Annotated in this window: 25 protein-coding genes and 1 tRNA gene; 12 read left to right on the top strand and 14 right to left on the bottom strand. The window is 31.1% G+C overall.

The window, feature by feature from the left end; genetic code table 11:
* Window positions 1-37: 37 nt before the first annotated feature.
* Window positions 38-1,183: a serine hydrolase domain-containing protein gene (locus QEJ31_RS04900; protein ID WP_280592660.1), complete on the bottom strand. Its 1,146-nt coding sequence runs from the start codon at window positions 1,181-1,183 to the stop codon at window positions 38-40.
* Between the two features lie 245 nt (window positions 1,184-1,428).
* On the opposite strand from QEJ31_RS04900, the gene QEJ31_RS04895 reads away from it, so the two are divergent.
* The gene (locus tag QEJ31_RS04895; RefSeq protein WP_280592659.1) at window positions 1,429-1,953 is read left to right on the top strand and encodes a phospholipase D family protein; all 525 of its coding nucleotides are present in this window, start codon (window positions 1,429-1,431) and stop codon (window positions 1,951-1,953) included.
* 62 nt (window positions 1,954-2,015) lie between these two features.
* On the opposite strand, the gene QEJ31_RS04890 is transcribed toward QEJ31_RS04895, so the two are convergent.
* The 6 genes from QEJ31_RS04890 to QEJ31_RS04865 all read right to left on the bottom strand — a co-directional run bounded on the left by QEJ31_RS04890 (window position 2,016) and on the right by QEJ31_RS04865 (window position 8,180).
* The gene (locus tag QEJ31_RS04890; RefSeq protein WP_280592658.1) at window positions 2,016-2,900 is read right to left on the bottom strand and encodes a hypothetical protein; all 885 of its coding nucleotides are present in this window, start codon (window positions 2,898-2,900) and stop codon (window positions 2,016-2,018) included.
* A gap of 14 nt (window positions 2,901-2,914) precedes the next feature.
* Entirely contained in the window at window positions 2,915-4,246 is a 1,332-nt protein-coding gene (locus tag QEJ31_RS04885; protein ID WP_280592657.1) for a hypothetical protein, read from the bottom strand.
* On the bottom strand, window positions 4,243-5,295 hold the full coding sequence (locus QEJ31_RS04880; RefSeq protein ID WP_280592656.1) for a cysteine synthase family protein: 1,053 nt from the start codon (window positions 5,293-5,295) through the stop codon (window positions 4,243-4,245). The genes QEJ31_RS04885 and QEJ31_RS04880 overlap by 4 nt, the downstream gene beginning before the upstream one ends.
* 891 nt (window positions 5,296-6,186) lie before the next feature.
* Window positions 6,187-6,870 (bottom strand): NAD(P)H-binding protein, encoded by a 684-nt coding sequence (locus QEJ31_RS04875; RefSeq protein WP_280592655.1) that lies wholly within the window; start codon window positions 6,868-6,870, stop codon window positions 6,187-6,189.
* A 23-nt stretch (window positions 6,871-6,893) separates the two neighbouring features.
* Window positions 6,894-7,676: an aspartate kinase gene (locus QEJ31_RS04870; RefSeq protein WP_280592654.1), complete on the bottom strand. Its 783-nt coding sequence runs from the start codon at window positions 7,674-7,676 to the stop codon at window positions 6,894-6,896.
* A 6-nt stretch (window positions 7,677-7,682) separates the two neighbouring features.
* Complete coding sequence (locus QEJ31_RS04865) at window positions 7,683-8,180, bottom strand: response regulator (protein WP_280592653.1); 498 nt, start codon at window positions 8,178-8,180, stop codon at window positions 7,683-7,685.
* A gap of 183 nt (window positions 8,181-8,363) precedes the next feature.
* Here QEJ31_RS04865 and QEJ31_RS04860 point away from each other — a divergent pair, with 183 nt between their 5' ends.
* The 8 genes from QEJ31_RS04860 to QEJ31_RS04825 all read left to right on the top strand — a co-directional run bounded on the left by QEJ31_RS04860 (window position 8,364) and on the right by QEJ31_RS04825 (window position 16,518).
* Window positions 8,364-9,344 (top strand): ABC transporter ATP-binding protein, encoded by a 981-nt coding sequence (locus QEJ31_RS04860; protein WP_280592652.1) that lies wholly within the window; start codon window positions 8,364-8,366, stop codon window positions 9,342-9,344.
* Window positions 9,341-10,069, top strand: a complete 729-nt coding sequence (locus tag QEJ31_RS04855; RefSeq protein WP_280592651.1) for an ABC transporter permease — start codon at window positions 9,341-9,343, stop codon at window positions 10,067-10,069. The genes QEJ31_RS04860 and QEJ31_RS04855 overlap by 4 nt, the downstream gene beginning before the upstream one ends.
* 3 nt (window positions 10,070-10,072) lie before the next feature.
* A complete protein-coding gene (locus QEJ31_RS04850) occupies window positions 10,073-11,719 on the top strand; it encodes a Gldg family protein (RefSeq protein WP_280592650.1) in 1,647 nt (548 codons plus the stop codon).
* Window positions 11,716-13,167, top strand: coding sequence for a DUF4340 domain-containing protein (locus QEJ31_RS04845; protein ID WP_280592649.1), 1,452 nt, complete (start codon window positions 11,716-11,718; stop codon window positions 13,165-13,167). The genes QEJ31_RS04850 and QEJ31_RS04845 overlap by 4 nt, the downstream gene beginning before the upstream one ends.
* A gap of 6 nt (window positions 13,168-13,173) precedes the next feature.
* Entirely contained in the window at window positions 13,174-13,836 is a 663-nt protein-coding gene (locus tag QEJ31_RS04840; protein WP_280592648.1) for a hypothetical protein, read from the top strand.
* 121 nt (window positions 13,837-13,957) lie between these two features.
* Window positions 13,958-14,032, top strand: a tRNA-Asn gene (locus QEJ31_RS04835).
* A gap of 296 nt (window positions 14,033-14,328) precedes the next feature.
* On the top strand, window positions 14,329-15,486 hold the full coding sequence (locus QEJ31_RS04830; RefSeq protein WP_280592647.1) for a response regulator: 1,158 nt from the start codon (window positions 14,329-14,331) through the stop codon (window positions 15,484-15,486).
* 216 nt (window positions 15,487-15,702) lie between these two features.
* Entirely contained in the window at window positions 15,703-16,518 is an 816-nt protein-coding gene (locus QEJ31_RS04825) for a hypothetical protein (RefSeq protein ID WP_280592646.1), read from the top strand.
* Here QEJ31_RS04825 and QEJ31_RS04820 read toward each other — a convergent pair whose 3' ends face one another.
* Both QEJ31_RS04820 and QEJ31_RS04815 read right to left on the bottom strand, forming a co-directional pair.
* Entirely contained in the window at window positions 16,519-17,646 is a 1,128-nt protein-coding gene (locus QEJ31_RS04820; RefSeq protein WP_280592645.1) for an Mrp/NBP35 family ATP-binding protein, read from the bottom strand.
* Window position 17,647: 1 nt separating this feature from the next.
* Window positions 17,648-17,872: a NifU family protein gene (locus tag QEJ31_RS04815; protein WP_153421330.1), complete on the bottom strand. Its 225-nt coding sequence runs from the start codon at window positions 17,870-17,872 to the stop codon at window positions 17,648-17,650.
* Window positions 17,873-18,098: 226 nt separating this feature from the next.
* Here QEJ31_RS04815 and QEJ31_RS04810 point away from each other — a divergent pair, with 226 nt between their 5' ends.
* Window positions 18,099-19,454 (top strand): hypothetical protein, encoded by a 1,356-nt coding sequence (locus QEJ31_RS04810; protein ID WP_280592644.1) that lies wholly within the window; start codon window positions 18,099-18,101, stop codon window positions 19,452-19,454.
* Between the two features lie 9 nt (window positions 19,455-19,463).
* On the opposite strand, the gene QEJ31_RS04805 is transcribed toward QEJ31_RS04810, so the two are convergent.
* The 3 genes from QEJ31_RS04805 to eno are packed head-to-tail and all read right to left on the bottom strand — an operon-like array spanning window position 19,464 to window position 22,231.
* Complete coding sequence (locus QEJ31_RS04805; RefSeq protein ID WP_280592643.1) at window positions 19,464-20,642, bottom strand: ATP-binding protein; 1,179 nt, start codon at window positions 20,640-20,642, stop codon at window positions 19,464-19,466.
* An 11-nt stretch (window positions 20,643-20,653) separates the two neighbouring features.
* Window positions 20,654-20,923 (bottom strand): hypothetical protein, encoded by a 270-nt coding sequence (locus QEJ31_RS04800; RefSeq protein WP_280592642.1) that lies wholly within the window; start codon window positions 20,921-20,923, stop codon window positions 20,654-20,656.
* A gap of 24 nt (window positions 20,924-20,947) precedes the next feature.
* Complete coding sequence (gene eno / locus QEJ31_RS04795) at window positions 20,948-22,231, bottom strand: phosphopyruvate hydratase (protein WP_280592641.1); 1,284 nt, start codon at window positions 22,229-22,231, stop codon at window positions 20,948-20,950.
* A 299-nt stretch (window positions 22,232-22,530) separates the two neighbouring features.
* Here eno and QEJ31_RS04790 point away from each other — a divergent pair, with 299 nt between their 5' ends.
* Window positions 22,531-22,881 carry an HU family DNA-binding protein gene (locus QEJ31_RS04790; protein ID WP_348524545.1) on the top strand — a complete coding sequence of 117 codons (351 nt, stop codon included), beginning with the start codon at window positions 22,531-22,533 and terminating at the stop codon, window positions 22,879-22,881.
* 108 nt (window positions 22,882-22,989) lie between these two features.
* Here the strand turns inward: QEJ31_RS04790 and QEJ31_RS04785 are convergent, their stop codons facing one another.
* A complete protein-coding gene (locus QEJ31_RS04785; protein WP_280592640.1) occupies window positions 22,990-23,319 on the bottom strand; it encodes an AzlD domain-containing protein in 330 nt (109 codons plus the stop codon).
* Complete coding sequence (locus QEJ31_RS04780) at window positions 23,309-23,989, bottom strand: AzlC family ABC transporter permease (RefSeq protein ID WP_280592639.1); 681 nt, start codon at window positions 23,987-23,989, stop codon at window positions 23,309-23,311. The genes QEJ31_RS04785 and QEJ31_RS04780 overlap by 11 nt, the downstream gene beginning before the upstream one ends.
* 679 nt (window positions 23,990-24,668) lie before the next feature.
* Here QEJ31_RS04780 and QEJ31_RS04775 point away from each other — a divergent pair.
* Entirely contained in the window at window positions 24,669-26,678 is a 2,010-nt protein-coding gene (locus QEJ31_RS04775) for a M13 family metallopeptidase (protein ID WP_280592638.1), read from the top strand.
* The last annotated feature ends 82 nt before the right edge of the window (window positions 26,679-26,760 follow it).

The raw sequence follows: 26,760 nt of genomic DNA, 5'->3' as shown, positions 1-26,760 counted from the left end.
TTAAATATTAAATTCTGCAAAATATAGAAATAAAATTCTATAACTTGACTATTTTTTTATTATTTTTAATTATTTGGCTCCAAAAAGCAATACCATTTTTTGAAGCAAATTTTGAACCTTGATTGGTCAAAATAATTATTCCTACTTCTTTAGATGGAATATACCCAATAAATGAAGTTATACCATTTATATATCCTGGATGATAAACAAGAGTATTATCAGGGTTAGTTTTAATATTTAATATTCGCCAACCTAAAGCATATGATGATTCGATATTTTCTTTTTTTGCTGGCCATTGAACATTCCACTTTTTAGCATCACTATTGACTATTACTGGAGTAAACATACTTTTTGCTATTCTAGGTGATAAAATATTAGGCTTATATCCAAAAGCTAATTTATAGAATTCCACCATGCCATTTAGAGATGCAAATACACCCGCAGAAGCAGGAACTGTTTTTGGATAATATGGCGGAAAAGGTAACTGTTTAAAAACGGTTTTTCCTTTCACTTTTTGCTTTAAGTGGGGATAAGCTAGATCCTGATTAGTTTTATTAACTAATAATTTAATTTCTTTGGTTTGCAGAGATTGATTTAAATTTTTCATAACTTCATTATAGTTTAGATCATGTAAATTAAGTGCTTCTTCTACTAAACTAAAAGTAGCATTACTGTAGCGATAGCAATTAAAAGGTTCGCAATCTACTGGATGATTTTTAAGTGTATTTAAAAGTTTGTCACGACTAAATCCGCGCTCAATTTCTCTATCTCCTGAAAACTGATAGCCAGTGGTATGACTTAAGATATTAGAAAATTGAATAGGATTTTTAAGGTAAGGTAACTCAAAAGGTTCATTTAAATTTATTTTACCTTGTTGCGCCATTAATGCTAAAGCTGTTGCTGTAATTGGTTTTGATACCGAGGCAAGTGGAAATAAAGTTTTTGCAGTTATAGGGTATTGTTTGCCTTTTTTATACCCATATATTGATTTGTAAATGATTTGATCTTTGTACAAAATTGCAAGAACAAATCCTTGTTGATCTTTTTTTTCTTTTTCAATAATTTGTGTAAAATTTTTAACCTTACTTAATATTTCTTTTTTATTTCCTATATTCGAATAAGCTTTGTTGTTTAAACTTAACGAAAAAAGAAGAGAATAAAAACCCACGCTAAATCTTCTCATAAATCACCAAAATTATTGAATTAATTTTTATTAACCACACAGAACTTAGAGTAAAAATCTAAGAGGGTATATCTTTGTATGGATATAAGTGATGAGTCAAGTCTTGTTTTTTAACATATTGAAATAATTGATTAAAATATATAGTTTAATGTTAACTTTGAAGAGTAACTGTTATTAGGTAACATCGCCTGGATTTTAGTTAAAAATTCTAAGTCAGGAAAAATTATATTTACATTGGAGTAACAATGTCAGTCACAAAAAATATTTTAATTTTATTCATGCTTTTACTAAGTGCACCTAAAATTTTTGCAGGAAGCTTTAATAATTCTAATTATGAAATTTGTTTTACCCCTGGAGAAAATTGTACAGAATTAATTACAAAAAATATTGCAAAAGCAAAAAAAACTTTACTTATTCAAGCTTATTCTTTTACAAGTGCACCTATCGCTAAAGCTATTATAGATGCAAAGAAAAGAGGAGTTGAAGTTATGATTATTCTTGATAAGTCACAATTTTCTCAGAAATATTCCTCTGCAAAATTTTTAGTAAATCAAGAAATACAAACTTGGAAAGATGATAAAGTAGCTATTGCACATAATAAAGTTATGATAATTGATAACTTCACAATTATTACAGGAAGTTTTAATTTTACTAAAGCTGCACAACAAAAAAATGCTGAAAATGTTTTAGTTATTGATGATGCTAACTTAGCCAAAAAATATTCTGAAAATTGGTATAGTAGACAAAAAGTATCTACAAAAGTTAATTAATGTTTTTTTCATTCTAATAGAACGAAAGATCTTAAATGATTTTATTTAAGATCTTTTTTGGCTTAATTTTTTATTATACGAGAACCAGATATAAGCGGGTAAACTCCTAAAATTGGGAGTGGATAAATTAAGGAATGAACTCGATCAAGCAAACGGTTTTGATCAGTTGTTTTATGATCAAACATAACTCCTAAAACAGTTCCGGTATGTGCACAATTAACACCAAGACTGCCATATTCTTTTGTTCCATTTACAAGTGTTTCAAGAGGATCTTTAAATAAAACGTTTTGGTTTATTCTAGCGCTTATAGTTGCAGCTTCCGCTATCAATTTATTATTTTTTGATAAAAAACCTTCTTTCAACATTTTTAAAGCAGATCTTAAAGAATTTTCATTTTTAAGTGAAACGCTTCGTGCTAAATTTCTATCAAATTTTTGTGTTGAAACTTCACCTCCAGAATCAACTATAATAAAAGATAATGATGGTATATAATTAAATTTTTTATATATATGTCCTTTAAGATGATTTATATAAGATATTCCAGATAAAAATACTCCATCTGAAGACTTATCAACAGAAATTAGTAAATTATTAATTTCATTATCAGTAAGTCTTTTATTAAATGCTTTACTAATAGCTAAAAGCACAGCTGTTAATTCTGCGGTGCTAGATGCAAGCCCTTTTCCTCGGGGAATTTTAGACTCTATCTCTAAATTTAAAGAAATATTTTTCCTGATTTTAAAATGTGAAAATAATTTTTCAATAATTTTATTAATCTTTGAGTATTTTGACTCATCTAAGAATTCAGTTTTATTGGAATTACTATTAAAACTAACACTTGCTTTTGCAAAATAAGGAATTGGGCTATTGATTAAAAAATCTTTATCGTCAATATATCCTTGAAGAAGTTCACCACAAGTACCAGGTGCTATTGCTGTATATTTCATTATTTTTTGACCTTCTAAATTAATTTTTGTTTTGAATATTGAGTTATATAATGATTCCAAGGAACTTTAGCGCTTAGTATACAAATTTCAAAAATAAAAGAAATCATCATTGCATAAGCTGCTACGATAGCGCCTGGATATTTAAAATAAATACCAATAAAGGAAAAAAACAGTAGAACAATAGTACCTGATAAAGTTGCAAAATTGATTTCTTTTGTTTTTCCCACTCCAATTAAAAGTCCTTGCAACACATTTTGCATTGCGATAAATAAAGGAACAGAAAAACAAATCAGCAATATTTTCTTTACACCATATAATATACTTTCATTATTTCCTATGAATAATAAAAGTATATTATTTCCAATTGATGTTAATGCTAAAATTAAAATAAATATTGATAAAATTGTCCCAACGCTTAGTGCAAAAACTAGAAAATCAGATGGATGAAACTTTTCTTTATTTCTAATTATAACCTGTTGAACCATTCTGGTAGTATTTCCAAAAACAAGAATTAAGGCCCAAGTTATAGGCCAAATTGCTAAAGCTAAAGAATTATCAACAGCACGAGCTAAAAATAAAATTAACAGAGCCCTTCCTCCCCAAACAAGAACCATGGAATGAGCTAGTGGCCAATAAAACAACCAAATATCTTTTACATTTTTAGGAGTAGAAAACTTGGTTTCTTTTTGTAAATTTTTCTCTGAATAAGAATTTTTATATTTTCTAGCAGCTAAAATAACAAAAATAGTTTCAGATAAAACGCCGATCATCATCGATCCACCTGCTAAAAATCCACTATTTATATTTAAGAAATATCCTAAAAAAATACAAAAAAGTAAAACAAAGAAGCGAAGGAATCCTGCATGTGCTAGAGTTTTTTGTTTACCATTTATAATTAAAATCCCTTGAAAATATCTTCTAACAGCAATAGATGCTGGCCATAATAATAAACACATCAGCATTTTGTGTGCGAGAGAAGATACTTCTGTTGAAATTCCAAATAAATTTTCAGTCACCCAATAAAAAACGGAAGGAATGACTAAAATAATTAAACAAATTGTTAGTACAGCGCAACAAATTAATAAAAATCTCCAGAGAGCTGCACCCGATTCTTTTTTATTAGATAAAGCATTAGAAGCGTGGAGCATGGAAATAATAGGGCTTTCAAAGAACACGACAAGTGATTTAATAAATCCTAATGCCGCAAAATTTTCTTGTGATCGTGGTAAATGTGCTAAAGCAGAATTTACCATGGGATCACCCATTGCCATCGTCACATCACTAATAGAAAGAGGTAAAAACTCTTTCCATAATGTTAGCATTTTATTTAAAAAGGTGTTTTTCATAATAATTTACCCTGTTTTTTGTAATAAAATTTTTCAATTGGCTTTAAATTTAAAATTTCTTTTTGTAAAGATTCTTCACTATTTAGAACTATTTTTTGTTTTTCAATCCATTGTTTATTATAAATAGTATCTAAATAACGATCGCCTCTATCTGGATTGATCATTAAAATGGATTGTTCTTTTTTTACACCTAATGCATAAGACAAGCCTGCAGCAACTATCGCTCCTGTGGAACCTCCTAACAGCAATCCTTCTTTTTTTGCAAGTGCATGACAAACAGAAAAAGCTAAATTGTCATTAATGCTGTATGCAATATCAATTAAATTTTCATTGAATTGTGGTGGAGTAAATGAAAGACCTAAACCTGTCATTTTATAAGGGTGTGGTGGCGTGCCAAGAATGCTTGAGCCAGCGACATCTACGGCTATAATTTTTGTATTTGGATAAAATTTTTTAAAATAAGATCCAATTCCTGTAAGTTGTCCAGAAGTACTTAAACCAATGACTATAGCATCAGGAGCTCCTGAAAAATTATTGATAATTTCTTGTGCAGTATAAATACTATGTGCGGTAGGATTTTCTGTGTTTTTATGCTGGCATGGATACCAAGCTCCAGTTGTTGAATTAGCAATTTCTTCTGCTTTTTTCATTCTCGCAACTTGCATAGAACCATTTGCATCGGCTTCTGATAAAGGCACATCAATTAAAGTAGCTCCATAAGCTTCAAGCATTTTCCTTGTTGCTGATGGGGTTTTTGCATCAACCACAATAAAAACTTTATAATTCTTTGCAGCCCCAACTATAGCAAGACCAATTCCAAAATTCCCTGAACTAGATTCGACAATAACCCCACCTTTTTTTAGTAAACCTTTTTTTTCTGCTTGCTCTATTAAGTAAACAGCATTTTTTTCTTTAATGCTTCCACCAGGATTACATGATTCAAGCTTGAGATATAAATTATGAAATTTACAAGTTTCATGCATATTATTTAAGCGTACAGTGGGAACATTTCCAACTGATTCCATAACATTTTGATAAAGATTTTTCATTTCCTAATCCTTTTAAAGATGAAGTTAAATATTTAAAATGTAGATTACTTAAAAAAAGTCGGATTAAGAAATGGGGGGTCTAAAAATATCGTTGTGATACGTTATAAATTTAATTTTTCTATCAAAGTGCAAAATTATTTGGAATGTATTTAAATTTAAAAATGTATGTTGAACGCTTTTATTCATAGAGCTTTTGCAGCATTGATCGCTGTCAAAGCAAGTGTTACATATAGGAAAATAATTTGAATTTTCATTTTCAAGCATTATTTTTTTGCTAGAATGTGTGCTTTTTGGCATATTCGATTCAAGCAAAAATGTTTGTTGATTTAACTTATAGCAAGGGTGATTAGTGTTTAGTATAAAATAAAAAAAGGTAAGTAAAATTATTTTAAATAATTTTATTTTATGAGCGGAGAAGAGTGTGTTGCTTTTAGCGATCAATCGCAAAGAGTTCATGAAAAATTAAGTCTTTCCAAGTTTAGCTATAGCTAAACTTAAATATTGGTAGATGTGTTGTATAGCCCTCTTCAGTGGCTCTCAAGTGAGAGTACATAAAAAAAATTGATAGAACAATATCCTGAGTAGATTTATTTATGACTAATTTAATAGCAACATATTTCTTCGAAATATTTTTACAAAAAAAATATTTCTTTAAAAATATGGAATTATAGATAAATGCAATTTAATTTTTTACAATTTTTAGGAACTGGGAGATTGCGAAAAATAAAACTATTCATAAATAATTTTTATATCTTGATAAAGAATTAAAGCAAATTTTTTGCAAAAAGAAAGTTTTTTCATGATTTTCGATAGAAAGAGGAAATGCAAAATTTTTTTTCTTATATTAATTTTTTGGAAGAGAGGAATGTCTATATAAACAATAAAAATCGTCTAAAAATGATTTAAACTATCCCCTTCTAAAACCATTCCAGGGATAGATTTATCAAAATTTAAAGCATGATGAACCATGGCTTTTGCAACTGTAGAAGCTTCTATAGGGGCATATTTGCTAAAAGATAATGCGTCATCAATATTGAATTTTTTAGTCAACTTTTCTATTTTAGAAAGGAAAAATCCACCAACAGTTTCTGCTAGTCTAAATTCATCTCTTTTGCCAAGCAAAACACTTGGTCTTACAATGATATAATGTAACAAACTTTTTGTAATTGCTTTTTCTACTTCACATTTTGCAGACAAATAATAACCTCGAGGATTTGAAACGCCTATGCTTGAAATAAATACAAATAAAGAGTTGGGGGTATTTTTCTTTATAATTTCAACGAATTTTATGGGATAATCTCTATCTACCCGATGAAAACTTTCTAAAGATCTTGCTTTTCTTAACGTTGTGCCAATGCAACAAAAAAAGATGTGACATGGAATATCAGTGCCAATTTTTTTATATTCTTCTTCTTTTTCAAAATCAAAAACAATTTCTTTTATATTTTCTGTAGTTTCAATTTTATTAGGATGTCTAACTAAACAAGTAACGGTAACATCAGGGGTATTTTTTAGCAATGCAAGTACATTGCTCCCTACAAGTCCAGATGCTCCTACTACAACGATATTTTTCATTAGAAACTCCGAATTTAAAAATTTCAGTCTTCATATGAAATAGTGTTCTTTAACTTTACAGTGTCTTGAATCGTTGTGCCAAGTTTTTCATCTAAAAAGTTGTTAAAAGGCAATACTTTCAGTGGAAGAGAGTTTTTTTCTGCAAGTCGAACACATCTTGCATGTAAAACCTGCGCACCTTGTTCCATGATTGTATAAGCTTGTTTGTAACTTAATTGATTTATTAGTTTAGCATCAGTAAATTTTTTTGGGTCTTTGTCATAGATACCATTTACATCTTTATAAAATTCAACTTTTTCTGCTTGCAATGCAATGGCTAAAGCTACAGCGGTAGTATCAGAACCTCCACGTCCTAATGTTGTGATATCACCGCTTTGACTCATTCCTTGAAATCCAGCAACAATTACGATTTTTCCATTATCTAATTGAGGTAACAATCTCTGTGGTTTTACTAAAATAATTTTAGCATTAGCATGATCGTTTGTTGTTAAAATACCTGATTGGCTACCAGTAAAACTAATTGCTTCTGTATTTTTAGCAGCAAGAGCCATTGCTAATAGTGCGATGCTTATTCTTTCTCCAACAGAAACGAGCATGTCGAGCTCTCTTCTCGGTGGATTAGGATTTACTTTATGTGCCAATGCAATAAGATCATCAGTTGTGTCACCCATAGCGCTAACTACGACGACAACTTGCTGATATAGCGATCTCCGTTGCAAAATTATTTCAGCGATAGAAGCAAATGCTTCGGGGGAACTTACGGAAGCCCCCCCAAATTTTAATACAATACATTTTTTTTGTTCCATGTTTCTCTAACTCGACTTCAGAAGTAATTGACTCACCATTTTTTGTATTGCTTCAACTTCAAAAGGTTTTGTAATATATTCATCACACCCTGCATCAAAACCTTTGCGGATATCCTCTTCTGTTTTATTGCCTGAAACGAATGCGACTGGCAAATTTTTAAGGAGGGGATGTGATTTAAGTAAAGCACAAAGTTCATATCCGTCAACCCAGGGGAGTTGAATGTCTAAAAGAATCAGATCGAGCTTCGTGTCTTCAATTATCTTTGAAAGTTCCATTGCGTCTTTTGCGAGCAATACGCGATAATTGTCTTTTTCAAATATTCTTTTAATAGCGTTACGCATGACAGGTTCATCGTCGACAACCAAGATTGTTTTTGCTTCGGGTTTTCTTGAAGCCGCGCGATAGGCTTCTAAATTAACAATATGTTCTTGTGCCATTGCTTTCCTATTGAGTTCAGCAACCTTTTTGGCAAAGGTTTGATCTCCAAATTTCCTTTTCCGCATGGCATAAGACCTTTCTTACTTTTCTATCCCTTTTGCAATTTTTTAATCGGAGGAGGTGTTGCTTCTCTTGAATTTGCTTATATTCTGCTTAGACATTAATATATTGGCAATTTGACGGTACGTTTTTGCCGTATATAAATAATATTTTGGATCGAAAATTAGGGCTTTTTTGAGGAGGTCAAAATGATCGAAGTGAATAATTTGGTAAAGCTTTTTGGCGAGCGAAAGGTTTTACATAATTTAAATTTTTCAGTGGGAACTGGAAGAATTTGTGGGTTTTTAGGGCCAAATGGTTCAGGTAAATCAACAACTATGGATATTCTTGCGGGTTTATTAGGGCCAAGTGCAGGTGAAGTTAAGATTTGTGGTTTCAATGTTGTTACTCAATCTAAAGAAGTAAAGGAACAAGTTGGCTATTTACCTGATAATCCCCCTTTATATAAAGATATGAAAGTGAAAGATTTTGTAACATATGTTGCGAAGATCAGGGGGATAAATTCAAAAATTAGAAAAAGTGAAGTAGATAGGGTTATCGAAGAATGTGATGTTAGTGATGTAGCAAATAGAATAATCGGGAATCTTTCTAAAGGTTACAGACAAAGAGTTGCTTTGTGTTCAGCTTTAGTTCATAGACCAAATGTTTTAATTTTAGATGAGCCAACGGAAGGTTTAGATCCAAATCAAATTTTACATATTCGAAAATTAATTAAAAAATTAGCAAAAGAGCGGACAGTTATTTTAAGTTCCCATATTTTATCTGAAGTTCAAGCAACATGTGATGAAGTTATTATTATCAATCAAGGTCATATAGCAGCAAAAACTTCAATTCAAAATGATTCAACAAAACCTTCTTACTATTTATATACTTTTGCATCAAAAGCGGAAAATGCTTTGCATTGGTTCCAACAACGTAACTATGTGAAGTCAGCAAAACCAATGACACAAAAACTAAATTCTATTTTAGTAGAATTTGGAAATGAATTTTGGGCTGATAGAAATAACGAAAGTATTGCAAACGTAACGGAGCAAATTGTTCAACAAAATTTCCCCTTAATTGGAATAGAAGAGAAAAAAGAAGGATTAGAAGAATTATTTTTTGAAGTGATTCGTTCACAACCAGGACATCATCAAGTTCAAATTTTACCTTCAGGAGAACTTTTATGAGCGCAACATTATCAATTGCTGAAAGAGATTTTAAAGGATTTTTTGGAACACCCCTAGGCTGGATCGCTGCCTGTATCATTTTTGTAATTTCAGGAATTGTTTTTTTCATTGTAGTTAATATGCTTCTTATCCGTGGACAATCAATAGATCCTGTCGCCGATATTTTTGGACAAGTTCTAGGTTTTTTAAATTATATCAATATATTTATAATTCCAGCATTCACTATGCGCGCAATCAGTGAAGATTTAGGGAGTGGTACCTATCGCTTGCACTCAGCTGCTCCAATCTCTACTTGGGAAATTGTTTTAGGTAAATTTTTAGGAATTATGTTTTATTTTGGTGTATTAATTACTTTAATGTTAATTTATCCACTTTATTCATTTATATTTACTCAACCTGATCTGAAGGTTTTATTTACTGGTTGGCTTGGTTTAGTATTAAATTCAGCTGCCATAGTCTCCATAGGATTATTTATTAGCGCATTAACAAAAAATCCTGTTATTAGTTATCTTGGTTCTACTTTTTTTATCTTAATTTTTATTCTTTCAGGCTTTATTACAGGCGTACCAGATTGGTATAGAAAAAATGTTAATTTATTAGAGCTTAGTTCAGATTTTACTAGAGGCTTGATAAAAACAGGGTCTCTAGCAACTTATTTAGCTATCATTTTTGTTTTCTTAGTTCTATGTCGTTTTGTAATGGAAAGTAAAAAGTGGAGATTATAAAAAATGAAAAAGCATAAACTAGAATTTTCAATTGGTGCGTTGTTTGTTGCTCTTATAGTCGTTTTGATGTGGCAATATTTATATTTTATTTCTAAACCATTACCTATTATTTTAGTTTCCATTTCTGTGGCAATAATAATTTACATTGTTTCACCAATTGGTGAAAAAAATAAAGAACATGAAGCTTATGCCCCCAAGTTTTTTGCACAGGCAGCAGTTACTAGTCTTATAGCAGTTGCAATTATCATTTTAGTTGCAGTTATACTAAATAAAACAACATTTTCCAAAACATTTGATTTGACTAATAATAAAATAAACTCATTGAGTGATGAGTCTGAAAAATTATTAGATTCATTAAGTAAACCTGTGCAAATTTATTGTATTCCAGCATCAAATCCAACGGATAATTATTGTGATAATAGTACTGACTTATTAAATTTATATATGCGTCGATCAAAAAATTTAATGTATATGGGAGCGCTAAGTTTATCAGATAAAGCTATTATACAAAAATTACAGCCTTCTGGTTATTCTCGTTTGATGTTGCTAACCGATAATAATAAGAGCGAAGTTGAGGGGCAAATTACTGAAAGTAAATTAACAAATGGGATAATTAATTTAATTAAATATAAAAAAGTTGTTTACTTTTTAACTGGACATGGAGAACCATCTATCAGTTCTGAAGGAAATGCAGAAAAAAATTATTCCGATATAGTTATGTCTCTGCGCTCTAGAGCTTATGATGTTAAAGAATGGAATATTAAACAGGGTAACTTACCTAAAGAAGCAAGAGTATTGGTTGCAGGTGATAACAATATAACTTATTCTGAGCAGGTTGAAAATCTTTTAGAAAACTTTATTGCACAAGGCGGACGTTTAGTATTAATTGTCAATCCTTATCGTGAGCAAGGGCTTGAAAAATTATACGCAAAATTAAATTTAAAGTTAGATCCAATATTATTAACTTTAAATACTAATACGCCTATTGGGCAACAAATAATGAAACAAAACTTATCACGCCCTCCAGTTATAGCGAGTAATTTTAGTACAGAATCACCAATTACAAAAGTAATTACTCAATCATTTGGTGCTCAAGGAGTGATGCCGATTGATGGAGCTCGGCCTATAACAATTTTAAATGAAAGTGGAAACTCAAATATAAAAACCCATTCAATTGTTCTAACTTCTGCTTATAACGCTGCTCCAATTACTATAACTGCTGAGGCAAGAAATAAAATAGATTTAAATTCTCCATTTCAGCTTATCCCCGATAATAATTTTGATCCTAATAAAGCTTGGCCATTGGCTGTTAGCGTAGACATTTCTGGTGCATCTAATTTTTCTTCAGATAAATCAATTGCTAAACCAGCAGATGCAGCAAAAGATAAATCAGAAGTAGTTGTTTATGGATTTGGTATAGTTAGTCCATTCTCAAAATCAGTCCCAATAAGTGAAGAAATGTTACCTTTAACAATAGCTCATCTTTATCAAGACCAAGAACTTGTTTCCATTCCTACAAAAGATTTCACGCCAAAACAGTTTAACTTGTCAAGAAATCCTGCATTGTGGCTAATCTTATTTTCTGGTGTGTTACCTATTTCAACGGCGTTGGCAGGCTTTTTCATTTGGATGAGAAGGAGATCTGCATGAAATTTTCTACTACAGTTGGCCTAGGAGTAATTGCAATAGCTGCATTAGTTGGTGTTTATTATGGTGAAGGGTATTACACAGAGAAGAAAGAAGAAAAAGCTAAGGAAGCTTCTTTTGCTCTTTTTTTTCAAACAAAAGATATCTTAAAATTTTCAATTCAAAATAGTGCTGGAAATTTTACTTTTGTTCGTGATGCAAATGATAAGCCTTGGCGTCTTGTTACTCCTCTTCAATTGTCAGCAGATCAAGATGCCGTTAATAATATTTTAGCTTCTATTCAGCAATTAGGGATTCAGCAAGAATTGGTAAACACAGAGAATATGCTTACTGGAGATAAAAAACAATTAGCACAATTTGGTTTAGAAACTCCTAAATTAACAATTTCTGTGGAGTTAAAAAAGAATCAGGAAGCCAAGCTTTTCGTTGGAAGTCCGCTTGAAATAGGTGGGAAAGTTTCCGGTAGTATTTCTCCAGCTTCTGTTTACGCTATGAATCCGAACAAGACAAAACTTTTAGTGATCGATCATGCTTTTTCTGAAACTATAATGAATAAAAAATTAGAAGATTTTAGAAGTAAGCGGGTCAGTACATTTACTAAAGACGATGTCCATTCTTTTGAAATTACCAATAATGGGAAAGTAATTTTAGTCGGAAAAAGCAATAATAATTGGGAAGTGCTCAAACCAAGTAAATGGCCAGCTGACAGTGGTTTTGTCTCAGATTATTTGATGAGATTCCAAGGCCTTCTAGCTAAAAAAATATATGAGAAGTCTGAAATCAATGAAAGTTTGCTTGAAAAATTCAACTTAAAAAATCCAGTAGCGCATATTTCTTTTAAAGACTCTGCAGGAAAGGCAATTGATACATTTGATTTAAGTATTACCAAAGAAGGTATTTATACTTATGTCAAAGATGGTTCTATTGCAAAATTAAATTTAGATCTCTGGCCTGACCTTGTTCCGCTTGAGAAAATGTTCAAAAATAGACTAGTTATGTTAAATGTCGCACTTGAGAAAATAAATAAAATTAATCTTGCGAACACTTTAGCATTTGTTAAAAAAGATAATAATTGGTACAAAATAACTTCTCCCAATCAACAGCCAGCTGTATCTGAGACTCCCAATCAAGATGCCTTTTCTTTCTTTTCTAACTGGGAGTTTATGACTGCAGATGATCTTATTTTAAACCCTTCTGAGACTGATTTAGTGCAGTTTGGGATGACAAAACCTCTTAAAGTTTTTTCTTTTGAGTTTGGAACAGCAGAAAAACTTCAACCAATAAAAATAATTGTTGGAAATAGGGTTCCAAAAAATGAAAAAAATGTGTATTTAAAACGATCAGACTCACCTATCGTTTATATCGTAGATGCAGGGTGGCTCTCTCTACTTGCCCAGCTTTATTCAGTTGGTGATCCTTCAAATGCATCAGTGAAAAAACAGATGGAGTAACCTTTCTTGAAAACAGAACTTTTTTTGATTCCGATTGCTGCCGTAAATGGTAGTCTACGCGTATTGGTAACAAAAGATCAAAACAGCGAGAGACAGACTTTTCCAAGTATTGTTCTTAGACAAGATATGCATTTGCATGGTGGCACTCGTCGAATTTTAAGTGATCTTCTTGCAGGGTCACATCTTGCAGAGCTTGAAACTTGGTTTAATTCAGCACGTTGTAAAGACCGTATTGTAGACGTTTACGACCGTGATCTTTTATTCGAACAAGTCCAAAGCATAGCTATTGTCCGCGCTATTGCCTTGCCGCAAGAGTTCTCTGCGCATGCGAAGGGAATGTGGCTTGATGCTGAAAACTTATTCTCACAAGACTCCATTTTAGCTCCTGATAGCAGACTTTTCTTGCGAGAATGTCTAAACCAAGTTCCTTTGTGGGTAAAAAATACAACTTTTACCTTTGAGCTACTCTCTCAAGTGTTTTCTATTCAGGATTTACGCTTGTTAGTAGGCATGCTTTCAAGTCAAGAAATAGATCCAGGTAATTTTCACAGACGGTTGAAAAGATTGGATATCTTACGTCCTCTTGTTTCCGGTCAACAACGGGTTCACAAGTGGGAGTTTGCTTGGGAAAAGAGCGATATTCTTGGAGTTGAGGGCCTCATTCCTTAGAAATAGTGCTATTTTTGCTCTATTGTGAGCAAAAAAGAAAGAATGAAAAAAATCTTAAAATTTTTTTCAAATCGACTTGACCTCTTTGCATTGATTATGTAGACACACTTCACGAAGAAGTTCCTCAGTAGCTCAGTGGTAGAGCAAGTGACTGTTAATCACTTGGTCGGGTGTTCAATCCACCCCTGGGGAGCCATTCCTTCTCGCCTCGTCAAAGGCATAGCCTTTGTCTTCTTTATCTGCCTGTACCTTTGGCTAATTTTATACCAGTCTCCATAAAAATTTGGATATTTATGAATTGATCATTTGTAATCAATTTTCCCATTTAGCTATTTATGAATTGATTTGTTGCAATCATTTTTCCTATTTCGTCACATATTTATGCGGTTCGATTCTTTCCTCTCTGTGTCCTAGAGTTGCATATTACTATTTAAAGAATGTCATTTTTAGTAGCTATTAAATGCTTTTAAGAAAGCCAAGGGGAGTGTTAGAGTGAAAAAAATATTAATAGCCGATGCCAGCAAAGCCAGTTTGGTAATGACGAGTGAAGTTTTTAAAGATCACTATCCAGGGGTTCAGGTTATCGTAGCAAGAAACTCTTCTGAAGCAATAGAATTGGCAAAAATAAACGACAACATTGATGCATTTATCATTGACTATGATTTACCGGATGCGAACGGTGCGCAAACTGCAGCTAAATTAAAAAAACAATATAGCATACCCGTTCTCATTACAGCTTTTGATACAACTGAAGTAGTGCAAAATATTGAAACCACTTTAAAACAATATCCTGATTGTCAAAGTTGGTTAAAAAAACCAGTTAATCCTGACGTAGTAATAGCTGTTGCACAGCGTTTTTGTGATGGAAAAATTCGTGCCCAGAAAAGGATTACTTGTAATTTACCAGCAATAGCTGAAATTATTTTAGAAAATGAGAGTCTTGTGGCATATCAGCAAAAGTTGTCTCCTATTCCAGCTAAAAACTCAAAAAGCTTAGAAAAGACAAAAATAAAAACAAAGAAAGAATTAAAAACACCAAAAAAAGTAGCTGCAAAAAAAGAAATAATAAAATCCATCCCCTTATACTTTTGTGGAATTATAGAGGACTGTTCACTCAGTGGAGTAAAATTAAAACCCAGTAAAAACAGTAAAATTGGTTTAACTGACTGGAATCAATTGCTCGCTAGTATGGAATTTATCTCATCAGGAAGCTCTGTTATTTTAAAATTACCTTCTACAAATGATATTGAAAATGGGAAAATTCTTGAAATAACAAAGATGATTTCTAATCAAATAGAAAATGGGAAGAAAAAGGAGAGTGAGATTGGAAATAACAAGAAAAAGTCTACATCAACTAAAGGGAACTCTATTGCTAAAAAAGCTGAAGAGGAAAAGGTTCCAGCTTTGGCAACTTTAAGCGAAAATACAAAAGCAAAAGTGGTAAACCAACAGAATATTGAGGATAGGTTGCAATCTTTGACAGGAAAAGTTGCTTGGACGAGTTCTGAATCTGGAGAATGGTGTGTTGGTGTAGAATTTGAGAGCCCTAGTCTTTCTAAAAAGCTATTTGAGTCTATTCTTTCATACCAATTGAAGCAGCAAAAAAACATTACAAATCAATCAGTTATGAAGACCTCTCGAGCGAGTTAATCAAAATTCACTTCTTAAAAGCATAGCATTGAACCATGAATGGCAATCGTAATATTATGCTGAATGCATTTAGTCAACAATCAAAAGAAGAAACTTATTGTTAGGTTGGAGTAAAAGATCTCCATTTTACTATGTAATATGTCAAAAAATAAACTATCAATTGCCAAAATGAGGGTACGATCAATCAGAATATCTTGTGCTAAGAAAGGACAATAAATGTTTTATCTTAAACAAATTTATATTTTCTTGTTCGCTATTTCCTTTTCAGCTCACGCTGATGATTCCTTTGAATGTGGGATGAAGGGGCCTCTAAATTGCGGTTATCCTGCATATGAACAGAGTTCAAATTCTACAATTTTTCAAGCAGGAGATGCCTTTACAACGAAAGATGGCAACCTTCAACCTGGTAGGGTAGGTGCGAAAGACTTTTTTCTTGTAGGGAAATTTAAATATATTAACAAGTATTTGAAATCTAAAGAAACAGCAATTGTTATAGCTCAATCATATATTAATGAGGGAAAATGGGTTGATGCTACAAAAAGACATGTCTTTGTTGTGTTAACTAATAAAATGATCGCGCCTCCTACCCTAATAATGGATCATATTCGATCTAGAATCTTTGAAGTGGTTCACTCAGAGTCTCTAAGTTTAGACAAAATTAGTTATATATCTGGAGCGCTGGATACAAAATTAATCCTGCAGAATAAAGAAAATCAAGTAGCCAATAATACCGATGATGATACAAAATCAAAAAATTTAGTTGCAACAATTCAAAATATGGGAGCGGTTGAAAAGGTTAATTATTTAAATAGTTATTTTCAAAAAATAGTTGATCAAAAAATTTCAAGTGGAGATAATATTTCAAAAAGAGGGGAAGTTATTGTAACTTTAACAGCATATCCACCACCTCAAACAAGTTCAAGATTAGTCTGTGACATAGGTAACGCTAAAGTTACATTTAGACAAGTCAGGAAAACAGTAGATAGTATGTTAAATAAACGCGGATGTGTGAAATTTGAAAATTTCCCTTAATTACTTATTTTCCATCTGTATAGCATTTTTAACAACTTTTTCTGCTATTTCAGCAAAACGAATTCGAATAGGGTGATTTGGCTGAGTTGTTAATGGCTCTCCTTCATCGCCAGCAGCTCTGACTTCTGGCAACAATGGTACATGGCCTAGTAATTCTACCTCAAATTTATTGGCAACGCGTTCAGCGCCACCAGTTCCAAAAATATGTGATTCACTACCACAAGCAGGACAAGTAAAAGTAGACATATTTTCAACAACGCCTAGGATAGGCACTTCTGTTTTTCTGAACATTGCGATACCTTTTACGGCATCAAGCAAAGCAACGTTTTGTGGAGTTGTTACAATAACGGATCCAGTAATGGGAATACTTTGAACTAAAGTTAATTGTGCATCCCCAGTTCCTGGTGGAAGATCTATAATTAGAAAATCGAGAGAACCCCAATCAACATCCCAGAAGAATTGCTGAAGAGCCTTCATAATCATTGGTCCACGCCAAATAACAGCAGTTTCTTCAGGTGCAAAAAAACCAAAAGACATTACCTTTAGGCCGTGAGCTTCAGGAGGAATAATTTTGTTGTGCTCATTCACTAAAGGATCTTGATGGAGATTAAGCATAGTAGGTACGCTTGGGCCATATATATCAGCATCAAGAATACCAACTTTATAACCTTGATTGTGTAAAGCTATGGCTAAATTTACGCTTACGGTACTTTTTCCAACACCACCTTTACCACTGGCAACAGCAATTATGCGTTTAACACCAGCGATTGGCTTTTTACCGGAAGAAGTTTTTTTTGCAGAATCTTCGACTTGAGGCTTTTCTTGGGATGCAGATTTTGGAGCTGAATTGGGACTAGCTGTTGTTTTTTCTTTTCGTTCAAAGTAAACAGCGAATTCTTCCTGAAAAGAGCTTAATTGTTCTTTTAAAAATTGTTCAATGAGTGCTTTGCTCGCTAGATTTAATCCGTCAGAATAAAAGCGAATCAATGTTTTTGAATCTTTTTTTTCAACTGAGATAATTCGCTCCTGCCAAGGAAAAGAACCCAAAAGATCATAAATTTCTTTAGTTACCCTTGAACTCAATTCTTTCACAGAATGGAACGTTATTAAATTTTGTGTATTTTCCATCTTACCAAACCTGTTCTATGCCTTTTACTTCTGGCACTTTATCCATCAACATTTTTTCCACACCTTGGTATAATGTCATAGCGCTAGAAGGGCAATGAGAACAAGCACCTACAAGACGAACTTTTACAATTCCGTCTTCAACATCAATCAACTCGATATCTCCTCCGTCTGATTGTAGAGCAGGTCTAATTTGTTGTTCGATGATTTCTTGAATTTTTGCAATCATTTAAATAACCTTTCAAAAATATGCCAACCTTGCTTGGTTGAAGATAATATCTGTATAAACATATTATCTAATCTTGCTCGGTCAAGGGCGACTTGCTTGAGTATTTTGAGTTATATCATAATTTTTTGTAGGATAAATCAATTTGTTTTATATAAGATGTTGTAATAATACTTCTTTATTGAAGTATATGAATAAAAGAAAGTATTTTCTTTTGGTTAGCTTTTTAATGAGTTTTCATCAAAATGTAAGTGCTGAAGAAAAGTATAAATTTTTAGACGACTGGGTTTTGTCTGCAAGTGGTTCATTTCGTGGTAATTTTAATACAGCTGGAGAAACTTTTCAAAGTAATGATATTCCTAATCAAAATTTAGAAAATCAAGCCACCAGTGCAGCCGCCTATAGTACTGACTACATTTCGCTAAAACTTGGAATAGAAAAATCTGATACATTTTCATTAGTAAGTTCTGTGTATTACGCTTGGCAGAAAAAATATCATTTAGATTTGTTCCCAAAAACGTACTCTGAAAAAGTTGTTCAGCTTAGGGATCTTTATTTAAATATCCCATTTGGAAGTCATGGTTATTCCGTTTGGTTTGGTAGAAGAACATTTGAGTTCGAAGAAATCTATTTATTTCAAGAAACAAATCCATTTAATCAATTGGAACTGAATGGTTTTGGAATAGAAACAGATGTCTTTCAAGTTTCATTAGCCTTAAATAAAGAATCTGTCTATACAACAGCAAAAGATAAAAATGGAAACCCCTTAATTGATCAAAATGGCAATAATATTCTTTATGAAAATGATGATTATGTTGCTACTTTATTTATGTCAGGTAAATTTTTATTATCTGAAGGAAAAATGTTTCAACCTATTTTATCTATGCGTGCATATAATAGTTATGGCAAAGATGCTTCTGAAAATGTTCAAAAAGATAAAGTAAGATTAACTTCTTCTTTTATTCTTGGTGGTATCTTTGATAGACCTCTATCGGATGGATTAAAAGGAACTACTACTATCTGGTTTTCCTCATTGCCTGCAGATAAAGAAGCAAAACCAACAAACACATCCGTAAATAACGCTTTTTATGGCGAAGGTAGAGTTCCTCCTAATTATCCGCAAAATACTATAGGTATAGCTGATTCCTCGCAGTTTTTATTTGATAAATATGGTGGTCTTTTAACAAGCATTATTCTTTTAAACAATGTATATGCTTCAAATTTACCTGTTTTACATATTAGTGATGATAGAAAATCTTTACAATCTGATGGAAAGAGCTATTCTAGAACAACAAATAGAGTAAGTGTAGGGGTTCAGCCTGTAGTTTATTTAACAAGAAATATTCAACTGGGCTTAGATCTCAATTTTAATTATGTTACGAAAAAATTACTTGCTAATGATGCCAATTCGTTTGTAGTAACACCTATTTTAAAATACTCATTTGATGAGCAACTTAAAACAAAAAAATATTTATTTATTAGTATGAGCTATGGCTATTATGACTGGAAAATAAAAACTTATTCAAATGGTACAAAAACAAATGAGTTACTAACAACACAAGCTGGAGTTGATTTTTATTTATAATTAAAATTTTTATGAGTGATTGGAAGAATAAATATTTAAAAAACTTTTTCCAATATGTTTTCTAAAACTTGGTAGGCCAGTAAAATCTATAAATTCAGAAACCTCATAAATTCTTTCGTACATTCTGGCTCCTAAACGCTCTAGTAACGATTGATTCCAAAAACTTTCGTGAATTGGGATATTTTGATTTTTTCCATTATTTATTTCTTGTCCCCAGTAATTGGATATTTCACGATTTGGGTTTCTTGGTATATCCTTTTCATCATATTTATATAATGGAGGTAAATAATTAGTTGTTAAAATAGTTACTTTTCTTGCATTGTATCTAGAGTTAATGAGATCATCTAATTTTTCCAATTGCCATTCATTCTCATTTCGCCCTTTTCCCAGTTCATCAATTACTAAAATATCAATATTTCTTAATTTATTTAGAAGAACTTCACCAGATTTATTTTGTTCATATTCTGCTTTTAGTTGATTTAATAAAAATTGAAAATCAACAAATTTTCCACTAAAACCAAATTCAATAATGAGCATTTTTAATGCTGATATTGCTAATAAAGTTTTGCCAGACCCAACAGGACCAAATAAAGTAACGAAGTATTTTAAGTTTTTATCGTAATTTTCTAATTTTTTAATTGCTATTTGTTTACAAAATGAATGAATCTTTTGAATATTATCTGCAAGTTTTTTTTCTTGTATTGAATTTAAATGTTCATCTTTTATATTTATAAAATCTGCATCCATATATTTGCATGGAATATCAGCATTGTTTAATAAGTTTACTAAATGTTCTGTATGCATACATGCACAAGAATTTGGAGATAATTCTTCTACTAAATGTTCTTCAGTTTCACCATCTTCTGCTTCATATACATGAACCTTATTTAAAATTCTATGACCTGTTCCTTCACACATCTTACAATCAATGCGAGGATTACATGCTGGACAAACTGCAAATTTAAAAGTTAATTCATTTTTTTGAATATAAATTGGTTCTTTTGTTTGGTTTGATTCTAACTCATCATTATCAATAAATTCTTCTGCTTGTTGTGAAATTAAGTCATTACGTCCACAAAAGCATTTTGTTTTTGAATTTCTTTTGAATATGCCTTCTTCTTGTTCACGTATTTCAGCTAGCCTTTGTAGCGACGAAAATATGTCTTCAAATGATCTATTTTCATTCATTTCTCTGTCTCCTAAGATTCAGCTGACTTAGCTAAAATTGAATGTAAGCGGCGAGAAATTGGTGCAAGGTTATTAGGAAAATCTTTTGCTCTCGAACGACATTCAGATGCATATTCAAACATTACTTGCATGATAAATTCTGGTTTCAGATTTGCTTTTTCCCATGAGTGCAAAATTTCTAGATCTGCAGTGGAAAGAGAAACTCCCTTTCCCCTGAGATCTATAAAAAGGCTTGCTAAAATAGAATAGTCCTTTATTTCAATACTCTGAAAGTTTGTCATATTCGTTTCTATTTTTGGGAACAATTAGTTTGGACGACGACCCATTCGCCACGCAAACTGTGCGGTTGTTCCTAGTTCTTCTTCTATACGAATAAGTTGGTTGTACTTTGCAATTCGGTCGGTGCGAGAAGCACTACCAGTTTTAATTTGTCCAGAATTAGTTGCAACTGCTAAATCAGCTATGAAAGCATCTTCTGTCTCACCACTGCGGTGTGAAATAATTGTTGTATAGCCATTTACTTTTGCAAGTTCAATTGCTTTTAATGTTTCAGTTACAGTCCCAATTTGATTTAGCTTAATTAAAATAGAATTTCCAACTTTTCTCTCTATTCCTTTCGCAAGTAATTTAGGGTTTGTAACAAATAAGTCATCTCCAACCAATTGAACTTTACTGCCAAGACGGTCTGTTAATATTTTCCAACCTTCCCAGTCATTTTCATCCAAACCGTCTTCAATACTTACGATAGGATATTTATTGCAAAGCTTTTCATAGAAATCGACCATTTCTAAAGATGTTTTTTTAACACCTTCGCCTTCAAGGTTATATTTGCCGTCTTTGAAAAAAGAACTTGCTGCAACATCTAAAGCAAAACTAACTTGGGAACCAATTTTATATCCAGCTTTTTCAATAGCAGAAGTTAATAATTGTAGAGCTTCCTCATTATTTTTCAAATTTGGAGCAAACCCACCTTCATCACCTACTGTAGTTGCTAAGTTTTTTTCATTCAAAACTTTTTTCAAATGATGAAAGATTTCCACGCCAGCTCTTAATGAATCAGAAAAATTATTGAAACCATGTGGAACGATCATAAATTCTTGGAAATCAATATTGTTATCTGCATGTGCGCCGCCATTGATCACATTCATTAACGGAACAGGTAATGTTTTTGCATAAGTACCGCCTAAATAACGGTATAATTGTAATCCAGCTTCTTCAGCTGCTGCCTTTGCACATGCCATAGATACAGCTAAAATAGCATTAGCCCCAAATTTAGATTTATTTTCAGTGCCATCAGCATCAATAAGTAAATCATCAATTGCGGCTTGATCAGAAACTTCCATCACTCCTTCTAGAAGAGGAGCGATATGTTGTTCTATATTTTCTACAGCCTTTAATACACTTTTGCCAAGATAAATTGATTTATCACCATCACGAAGCTCACAAGCTTCGTATTCTCCTGTGCTTGCACCTGATGGTACAGAAGCGCGTCCTATATATCCTTCAGAAGTTAAAACTTCAACTTCAACAGTAGGATTACCACGTGAATCAAGAATTTGTCTTGCACGAATAGCGTCGATAAGTGACATATGAACTCCTTTTTGATAAAAAAACAGGCATCAAATTGCCTTTCAATCAACATTGTTATGCTACAATTTCAATTTCACATCAATAGAGTTGTAAATAGAGGTCACCTAGTGCCGATTATACGCTAGCTTTATTACAATTTTTTCGGTGGGCTATTGACTTATATAATGATTTCCTTATATTTAAGTAACAGGAGCATGCAGAACTTCCATTTTAAAAAAATTACGTGTCAATTTTGACAGTTAAAATGGGCAAAGCATTTGGCTCTTGTTCTTTTTTTCTTATAAAGGAGGCGTACCCTATGGCTAAGCCAGAGACTGTTTCTACTAGTCAAATGATCGCAAATGTTGCTGCTAAATTTGACCAACTTCCAAAAAAAATCACTAAGGAAGTTATTGCTGACTTTTTAAATACTGTTGAAAGTGAAGTTGCTTCTGGCAAAAAACTTCGCATCGACAAGATTGGTATTTTGCAAGTAAAAGAACGTGCTCCACGTATGGGTCGCAATCCACAAACAGGGGAAGAAATTAAAATTCCTGCTTCTAAGAAAATTGCTTTCCGTGCTGCCAAATCCTTAAAAGAACAAGTTACTGGTTCTCGTTCTCCTGCAAAAGCTAAAAAAGCTGCTGTAGTTGCAAAGAAGAAAAAGTAAATAAATTTTTTTGAAACGGGTTCTTTTAAGAACCCGTTTTTTTTGTGTGTGTACAATTAAAATAGCAGTTATTTGCACATTAATTTTAATAAATAAGTTTATTAATTTTTATATGTAGTTTAGTACTAAAAAATAAACTGCGGTACCTAGAATCATACTAAGAAGAACTGAGCGGATGGTACAATAGAAAAAAATTGAAGCTAGACAAGCTATCCAGCCATTTACAATATAATTAGGATCAAATTCTTTTAAAGCATCAATGGAATGAATTGTAAGAATTGCCATAAAACAAACTGGTAAATGTATTCCAGTTTGTTTAATCAAACTATTTTTTATATTTTTTAAAAAAATAAATGGAACTAGTCGAGTTAAATATGTAACAAAACTCATTAGAATAATTGCTGTTAAAATATACGCTTGATATTTATCAAGAGACATTTTTTTCCTCACTACTTTCAGTAAAAAATGTCCAAAAATAAATTATAAAAAAGCTACTTAGCATGCTAAAGAAGAGAACCTCTTGTACTCCAATAAATTTAAAAAAAATGTATGTTAATATACCAATAGAAATAGAATAAAAATCTTTATTAATTTTATAAGCATCTACTGTTAAAATTGCAAATAGAGCGACAAGAGAAAAAAACAAAAAATTTATATCAAACTCAGAAATTTCTTTATGTAAAAATATTCCTATTATAGTACCTATAATCCAATAAATGTGACATAATATTACAATAGTTGCTTCATATTTTCTATTATACTTCATGTTTTTTGAGCTAATAATAGAAAAGCATTCATCTGTTAAACCAAAAATAAGATAGCCTTTTAAAAATTTATTTACTTTGAATTTATCTAGAAAAGCAATTCCGTAAAAAATATGTCTTAAATTAACAATAAAAGTTGCAATTGCGATACTGAATAAAGAACCGTGGGAAGCCAATATTGGAATTGCTATAAATTGAGAAAATCCCGCATATACAGTGGCACTCATTAAAACTCCATATATCCAGTGGACATTTAGGCTTTGAAATAAAACTCCAAAAGCAGCTCCTAGTAAAAGATAACCAAAAGCAGTAGGTTTACTATCTTTCAAAGCTTCAAAAAACATTTTTATTCCTTCAGTAGTACACTAACATCATGCAGCATGAGAGTATTGGAGAAAATGATAATTGATGGTTTAATAATTCTATGGATAAAAAGTTATACGGAATAACACTTCAAAATTGCTCCAAGTTCAACATAAAAAGAAAATATCGGAATTACTATATATTCCAAATTTCCATATCTTTAAATTTTTTAATCAAATAAGTCAATTTTTTTATATTAAAAATAAAGTAAAAAAGTTGTTTCTTAATTTAAAGATATCATATTTGATTTAATACATTATAAGTGAAATTATGTTTGTAATCTGATGATAAATATTTTTCTAAAAATTAACAAAGCAATTGTTACTTGATTTTCTCTTCTTCCTAATATTTTTAGTATTTCCCATCTTTTTTGCTAACCAATAAAAATTGTTTTACTATTAAGAGTTCCAAAATTTTCAAAGTGTAATTTTATTTTATGATGAATAATTAAGCATAAATATTCTTTGGCCTACCAGTTTTTTTGTTATTTTATATTAAACAACTTGCTTATTAAAATTTAGCTAAAATAAGAAAAAATAATACTAAAATTAATAACTATTTTTATTGTAAATAAATATTAAAGGTAATCAAAATATTTGACTTTCAAAAAAAATTAGAAGAAAATTTACTTTCAAAATTAATTTAAGAAAAGGTAATTCTATGCAATTAAAAAAACTTAATATGTCTAAGAGTATTTTTATTATCCCATTTTTTTTACCGATTAATATTTTTGCTCAGGACTATCCAACAATTCCTGATGCTCAATTTACAGTTCCAGAAAAAAGAGATTTTAAATTAAACGAATCCATTTTACCATGCAACAATTTTTATAAATTTGTTTGTTCTAATGAAATGTCTCAATTTAAACTTCCTCAAAGTAAAAGTAGATACGTTTTTAGCTTTAATGATTCAGCTGAGAAAATTACTAAAAAAAGATTAAGTTACATTAATTCTATATTAGTAAATAATGAATTACCTAATAAGGTTAAAATGATAAAAAACTTTTACAATTCATGCACAAATATTGATGCAAGAAAAGCTGAAGAAATTAATTTACTAAATGTAGCTATTCAAGAAATATTTAGTATGAACAGGCAGGCAGTTTTAAGTAAATTTACAGAAGATACTTTAAAAGGTAATTCTTCGTTAGTAAATATAGAAGAAATGGATAATATAAGCAATCCTAAGATAAAAGATATTATTTTTACATATAATTTGCCTCTTAAAGTAAAAGAGTATTACAATAATAATGACATGACAAATGATTACAAAATTTTAATATCTTTTCTTTTTGATGAATTAAATATTACTAATTCTGAAGCAAAAGCTGACTTTATCTTGCGTTTTGAAAAAGCTATTGCAAGTCAGTATCCTACAAAATCAGAAATGCGTGAACTTGAAACAAAAGACAACACAGTTCAACGTAAGTTTCTTCTCTTTAAGTACCCAGCATTAAATTTTAATAAAATACTGCAAAAAATTCCAGCAGACGTTAATTTAAATTTAATTTTAACTGCATCATACAGTCAAATGAATTCAATGTTACAAAAAGCAAGTTTAGAAGAATTACAAGCTTTACTTTTGTGGAATACACTTTCAAATAATATAATAGTAAAATATTCTCATCCAAATTATTATGGAAAATATAGAGAATTTAAACTAAAATATAATGGAATATCTAAGATTGACGAATCAATCGAAAAACAATGTGTTCAAGAAACCGTATCTGCAATGGAAAGAAATTTAGATTATGAAGTAGTAAAACAGTACTACAGTAATTTTCCAACAGACAGAATAAAAAATATTGTTGAAAAAGTTCAACATACAACACTAAATAATATAAAAAATAATAATTGGCTATCCCCTACAGCCAAAGAAAAAGCAATTTTAAAAATTGAGAAAATTAGATTTCAAGTGGTAAAACCTGAAAATCTAAAAGATTGGGATATTAAAGATGTTTTGTCTTTATATCCAGATCAATTTCAAAAAAACAAGCAAATTATTAGAGAAAATGATTTTAATAAATTACTATTAAATATTTTAAAACCAGTTAATGATTTGCGCTGGGATATGTCTCCATTAACAGTAAATGCGTATTATAATCCAACTTCAAACCAGTTTGTTATGCCAATGGGTATATTACAACCACCATTTTTTGATGAATCAAAATCTGATACTATAAATATGGGCTCAGTAGGTATGGTTGTTGCTCATGAAATTGGTCATTCTATCGATGATCAAGGGTCTAATTATGATGAAAAAGGGCGTTTAAGTCCTTGGATGTCAAATAGTGATCTAGATAATTTTAAATTAAAAACTCAGAAAATAGTTACACTTTTTGATCATGAAGGAATTGATGGAAAGTTAACATTAGGAGAAAATATTGCTGATTTTGTTGGACTTCAAAATTCTTATCAATCAGCTTTTTTTAATGGAAGTTCTTCAACAAAACAAGAACAAAAAGAATTTTTTATTCAATATGCTAAGACTTGGTGCGGTGTTATTCAGCCAAAATACAGAGAATTCATGATTAAAACTGATCCTCACTCGCCTATTGATTTGCGTGTTAATGGACAAATGAAACTGTCAAAACAATTTGAAGATACATTTATGTGTAAAAAAGGAGAAAATATGACTCTTCCTGATTCTGAAAGGGTAACACTTTGGTAAGAAAAAAATTTTATTTTATATAGGTCCTTTATAGCTATAGAAGATATTGGAATAATTTAATATTTGTTTTTTATCTACTTTT

It is taken from the genome of Pigmentibacter sp. JX0631 (assembly GCF_029873255.1).
GTDB lineage: Bacteria > Bdellovibrionota_B > Oligoflexia > Silvanigrellales > Silvanigrellaceae > Silvanigrella.
Note: the sequence above shows the minus strand (reverse complement) of the source record. Positions and strands in the feature narration are given on the sequence as shown.

Coding starts and splice junctions, on each gene's coding strand:
- QEJ31_RS04900 (WP_280592660.1), bottom strand. CDS start 1,183: ATGAGAAGATTTAGCGTGGGTTTTTATTCTCTTCTTTTTTCGTTAAGT.
- QEJ31_RS04895 (WP_280592659.1), top strand. CDS start 1,429: ATGTCAGTCACAAAAAATATTTTAATTTTATTCATGCTTTTACTAAGT.
- QEJ31_RS04890 (WP_280592658.1), bottom strand. CDS start 2,900: ATGAAATATACAGCAATAGCACCTGGTACTTGTGGTGAACTTCTTCAA.
- QEJ31_RS04885 (WP_280592657.1), bottom strand. CDS start 4,246: ATGAAAAACACCTTTTTAAATAAAATGCTAACATTATGGAAAGAGTTT.
- QEJ31_RS04880 (WP_280592656.1), bottom strand. CDS start 5,295: ATGAAAAATCTTTATCAAAATGTTATGGAATCAGTTGGAAATGTTCCC.
- QEJ31_RS04875 (WP_280592655.1), bottom strand. CDS start 6,870: ATGAAAAATATCGTTGTAGTAGGAGCATCTGGACTTGTAGGGAGCAAT.
- QEJ31_RS04870 (WP_280592654.1), bottom strand. CDS start 7,676: ATGGAACAAAAAAAATGTATTGTATTAAAATTTGGGGGGGCTTCCGTA.
- QEJ31_RS04865 (WP_280592653.1), bottom strand. CDS start 8,180: ATGCGGAAAAGGAAATTTGGAGATCAAACCTTTGCCAAAAAGGTTGCT.
- QEJ31_RS04860 (WP_280592652.1), top strand. CDS start 8,364: ATGATCGAAGTGAATAATTTGGTAAAGCTTTTTGGCGAGCGAAAGGTT.
- QEJ31_RS04855 (WP_280592651.1), top strand. CDS start 9,341: ATGAGCGCAACATTATCAATTGCTGAAAGAGATTTTAAAGGATTTTTT.
- QEJ31_RS04850 (WP_280592650.1), top strand. CDS start 10,073: ATGAAAAAGCATAAACTAGAATTTTCAATTGGTGCGTTGTTTGTTGCT.
- QEJ31_RS04845 (WP_280592649.1), top strand. CDS start 11,716: ATGAAATTTTCTACTACAGTTGGCCTAGGAGTAATTGCAATAGCTGCA.
- QEJ31_RS04825 (WP_280592646.1), top strand. CDS start 15,703: ATGTTTTATCTTAAACAAATTTATATTTTCTTGTTCGCTATTTCCTTT.
- QEJ31_RS04820 (WP_280592645.1), bottom strand. CDS start 17,646: ATGGAAAATACACAAAATTTAATAACGTTCCATTCTGTGAAAGAATTG.
- QEJ31_RS04815 (WP_153421330.1), bottom strand. CDS start 17,872: ATGATTGCAAAAATTCAAGAAATCATCGAACAACAAATTAGACCTGCT.
- QEJ31_RS04810 (WP_280592644.1), top strand. CDS start 18,099: ATGAGTTTTCATCAAAATGTAAGTGCTGAAGAAAAGTATAAATTTTTA.
- QEJ31_RS04805 (WP_280592643.1), bottom strand. CDS start 20,642: ATGAATGAAAATAGATCATTTGAAGACATATTTTCGTCGCTACAAAGG.
- QEJ31_RS04800 (WP_280592642.1), bottom strand. CDS start 20,923: ATGACAAACTTTCAGAGTATTGAAATAAAGGACTATTCTATTTTAGCA.
- eno (WP_280592641.1), bottom strand. CDS start 22,231: ATGTCACTTATCGACGCTATTCGTGCAAGACAAATTCTTGATTCACGT.
- QEJ31_RS04790 (WP_348524545.1), top strand. CDS start 22,531: ATGGCTAAGCCAGAGACTGTTTCTACTAGTCAAATGATCGCAAATGTT.
- QEJ31_RS04785 (WP_280592640.1), bottom strand. CDS start 23,319: ATGTCTCTTGATAAATATCAAGCGTATATTTTAACAGCAATTATTCTA.
- QEJ31_RS04780 (WP_280592639.1), bottom strand. CDS start 23,989: ATGTTTTTTGAAGCTTTGAAAGATAGTAAACCTACTGCTTTTGGTTAT.
- QEJ31_RS04775 (WP_280592638.1), top strand. CDS start 24,669: ATGCAATTAAAAAAACTTAATATGTCTAAGAGTATTTTTATTATCCCA.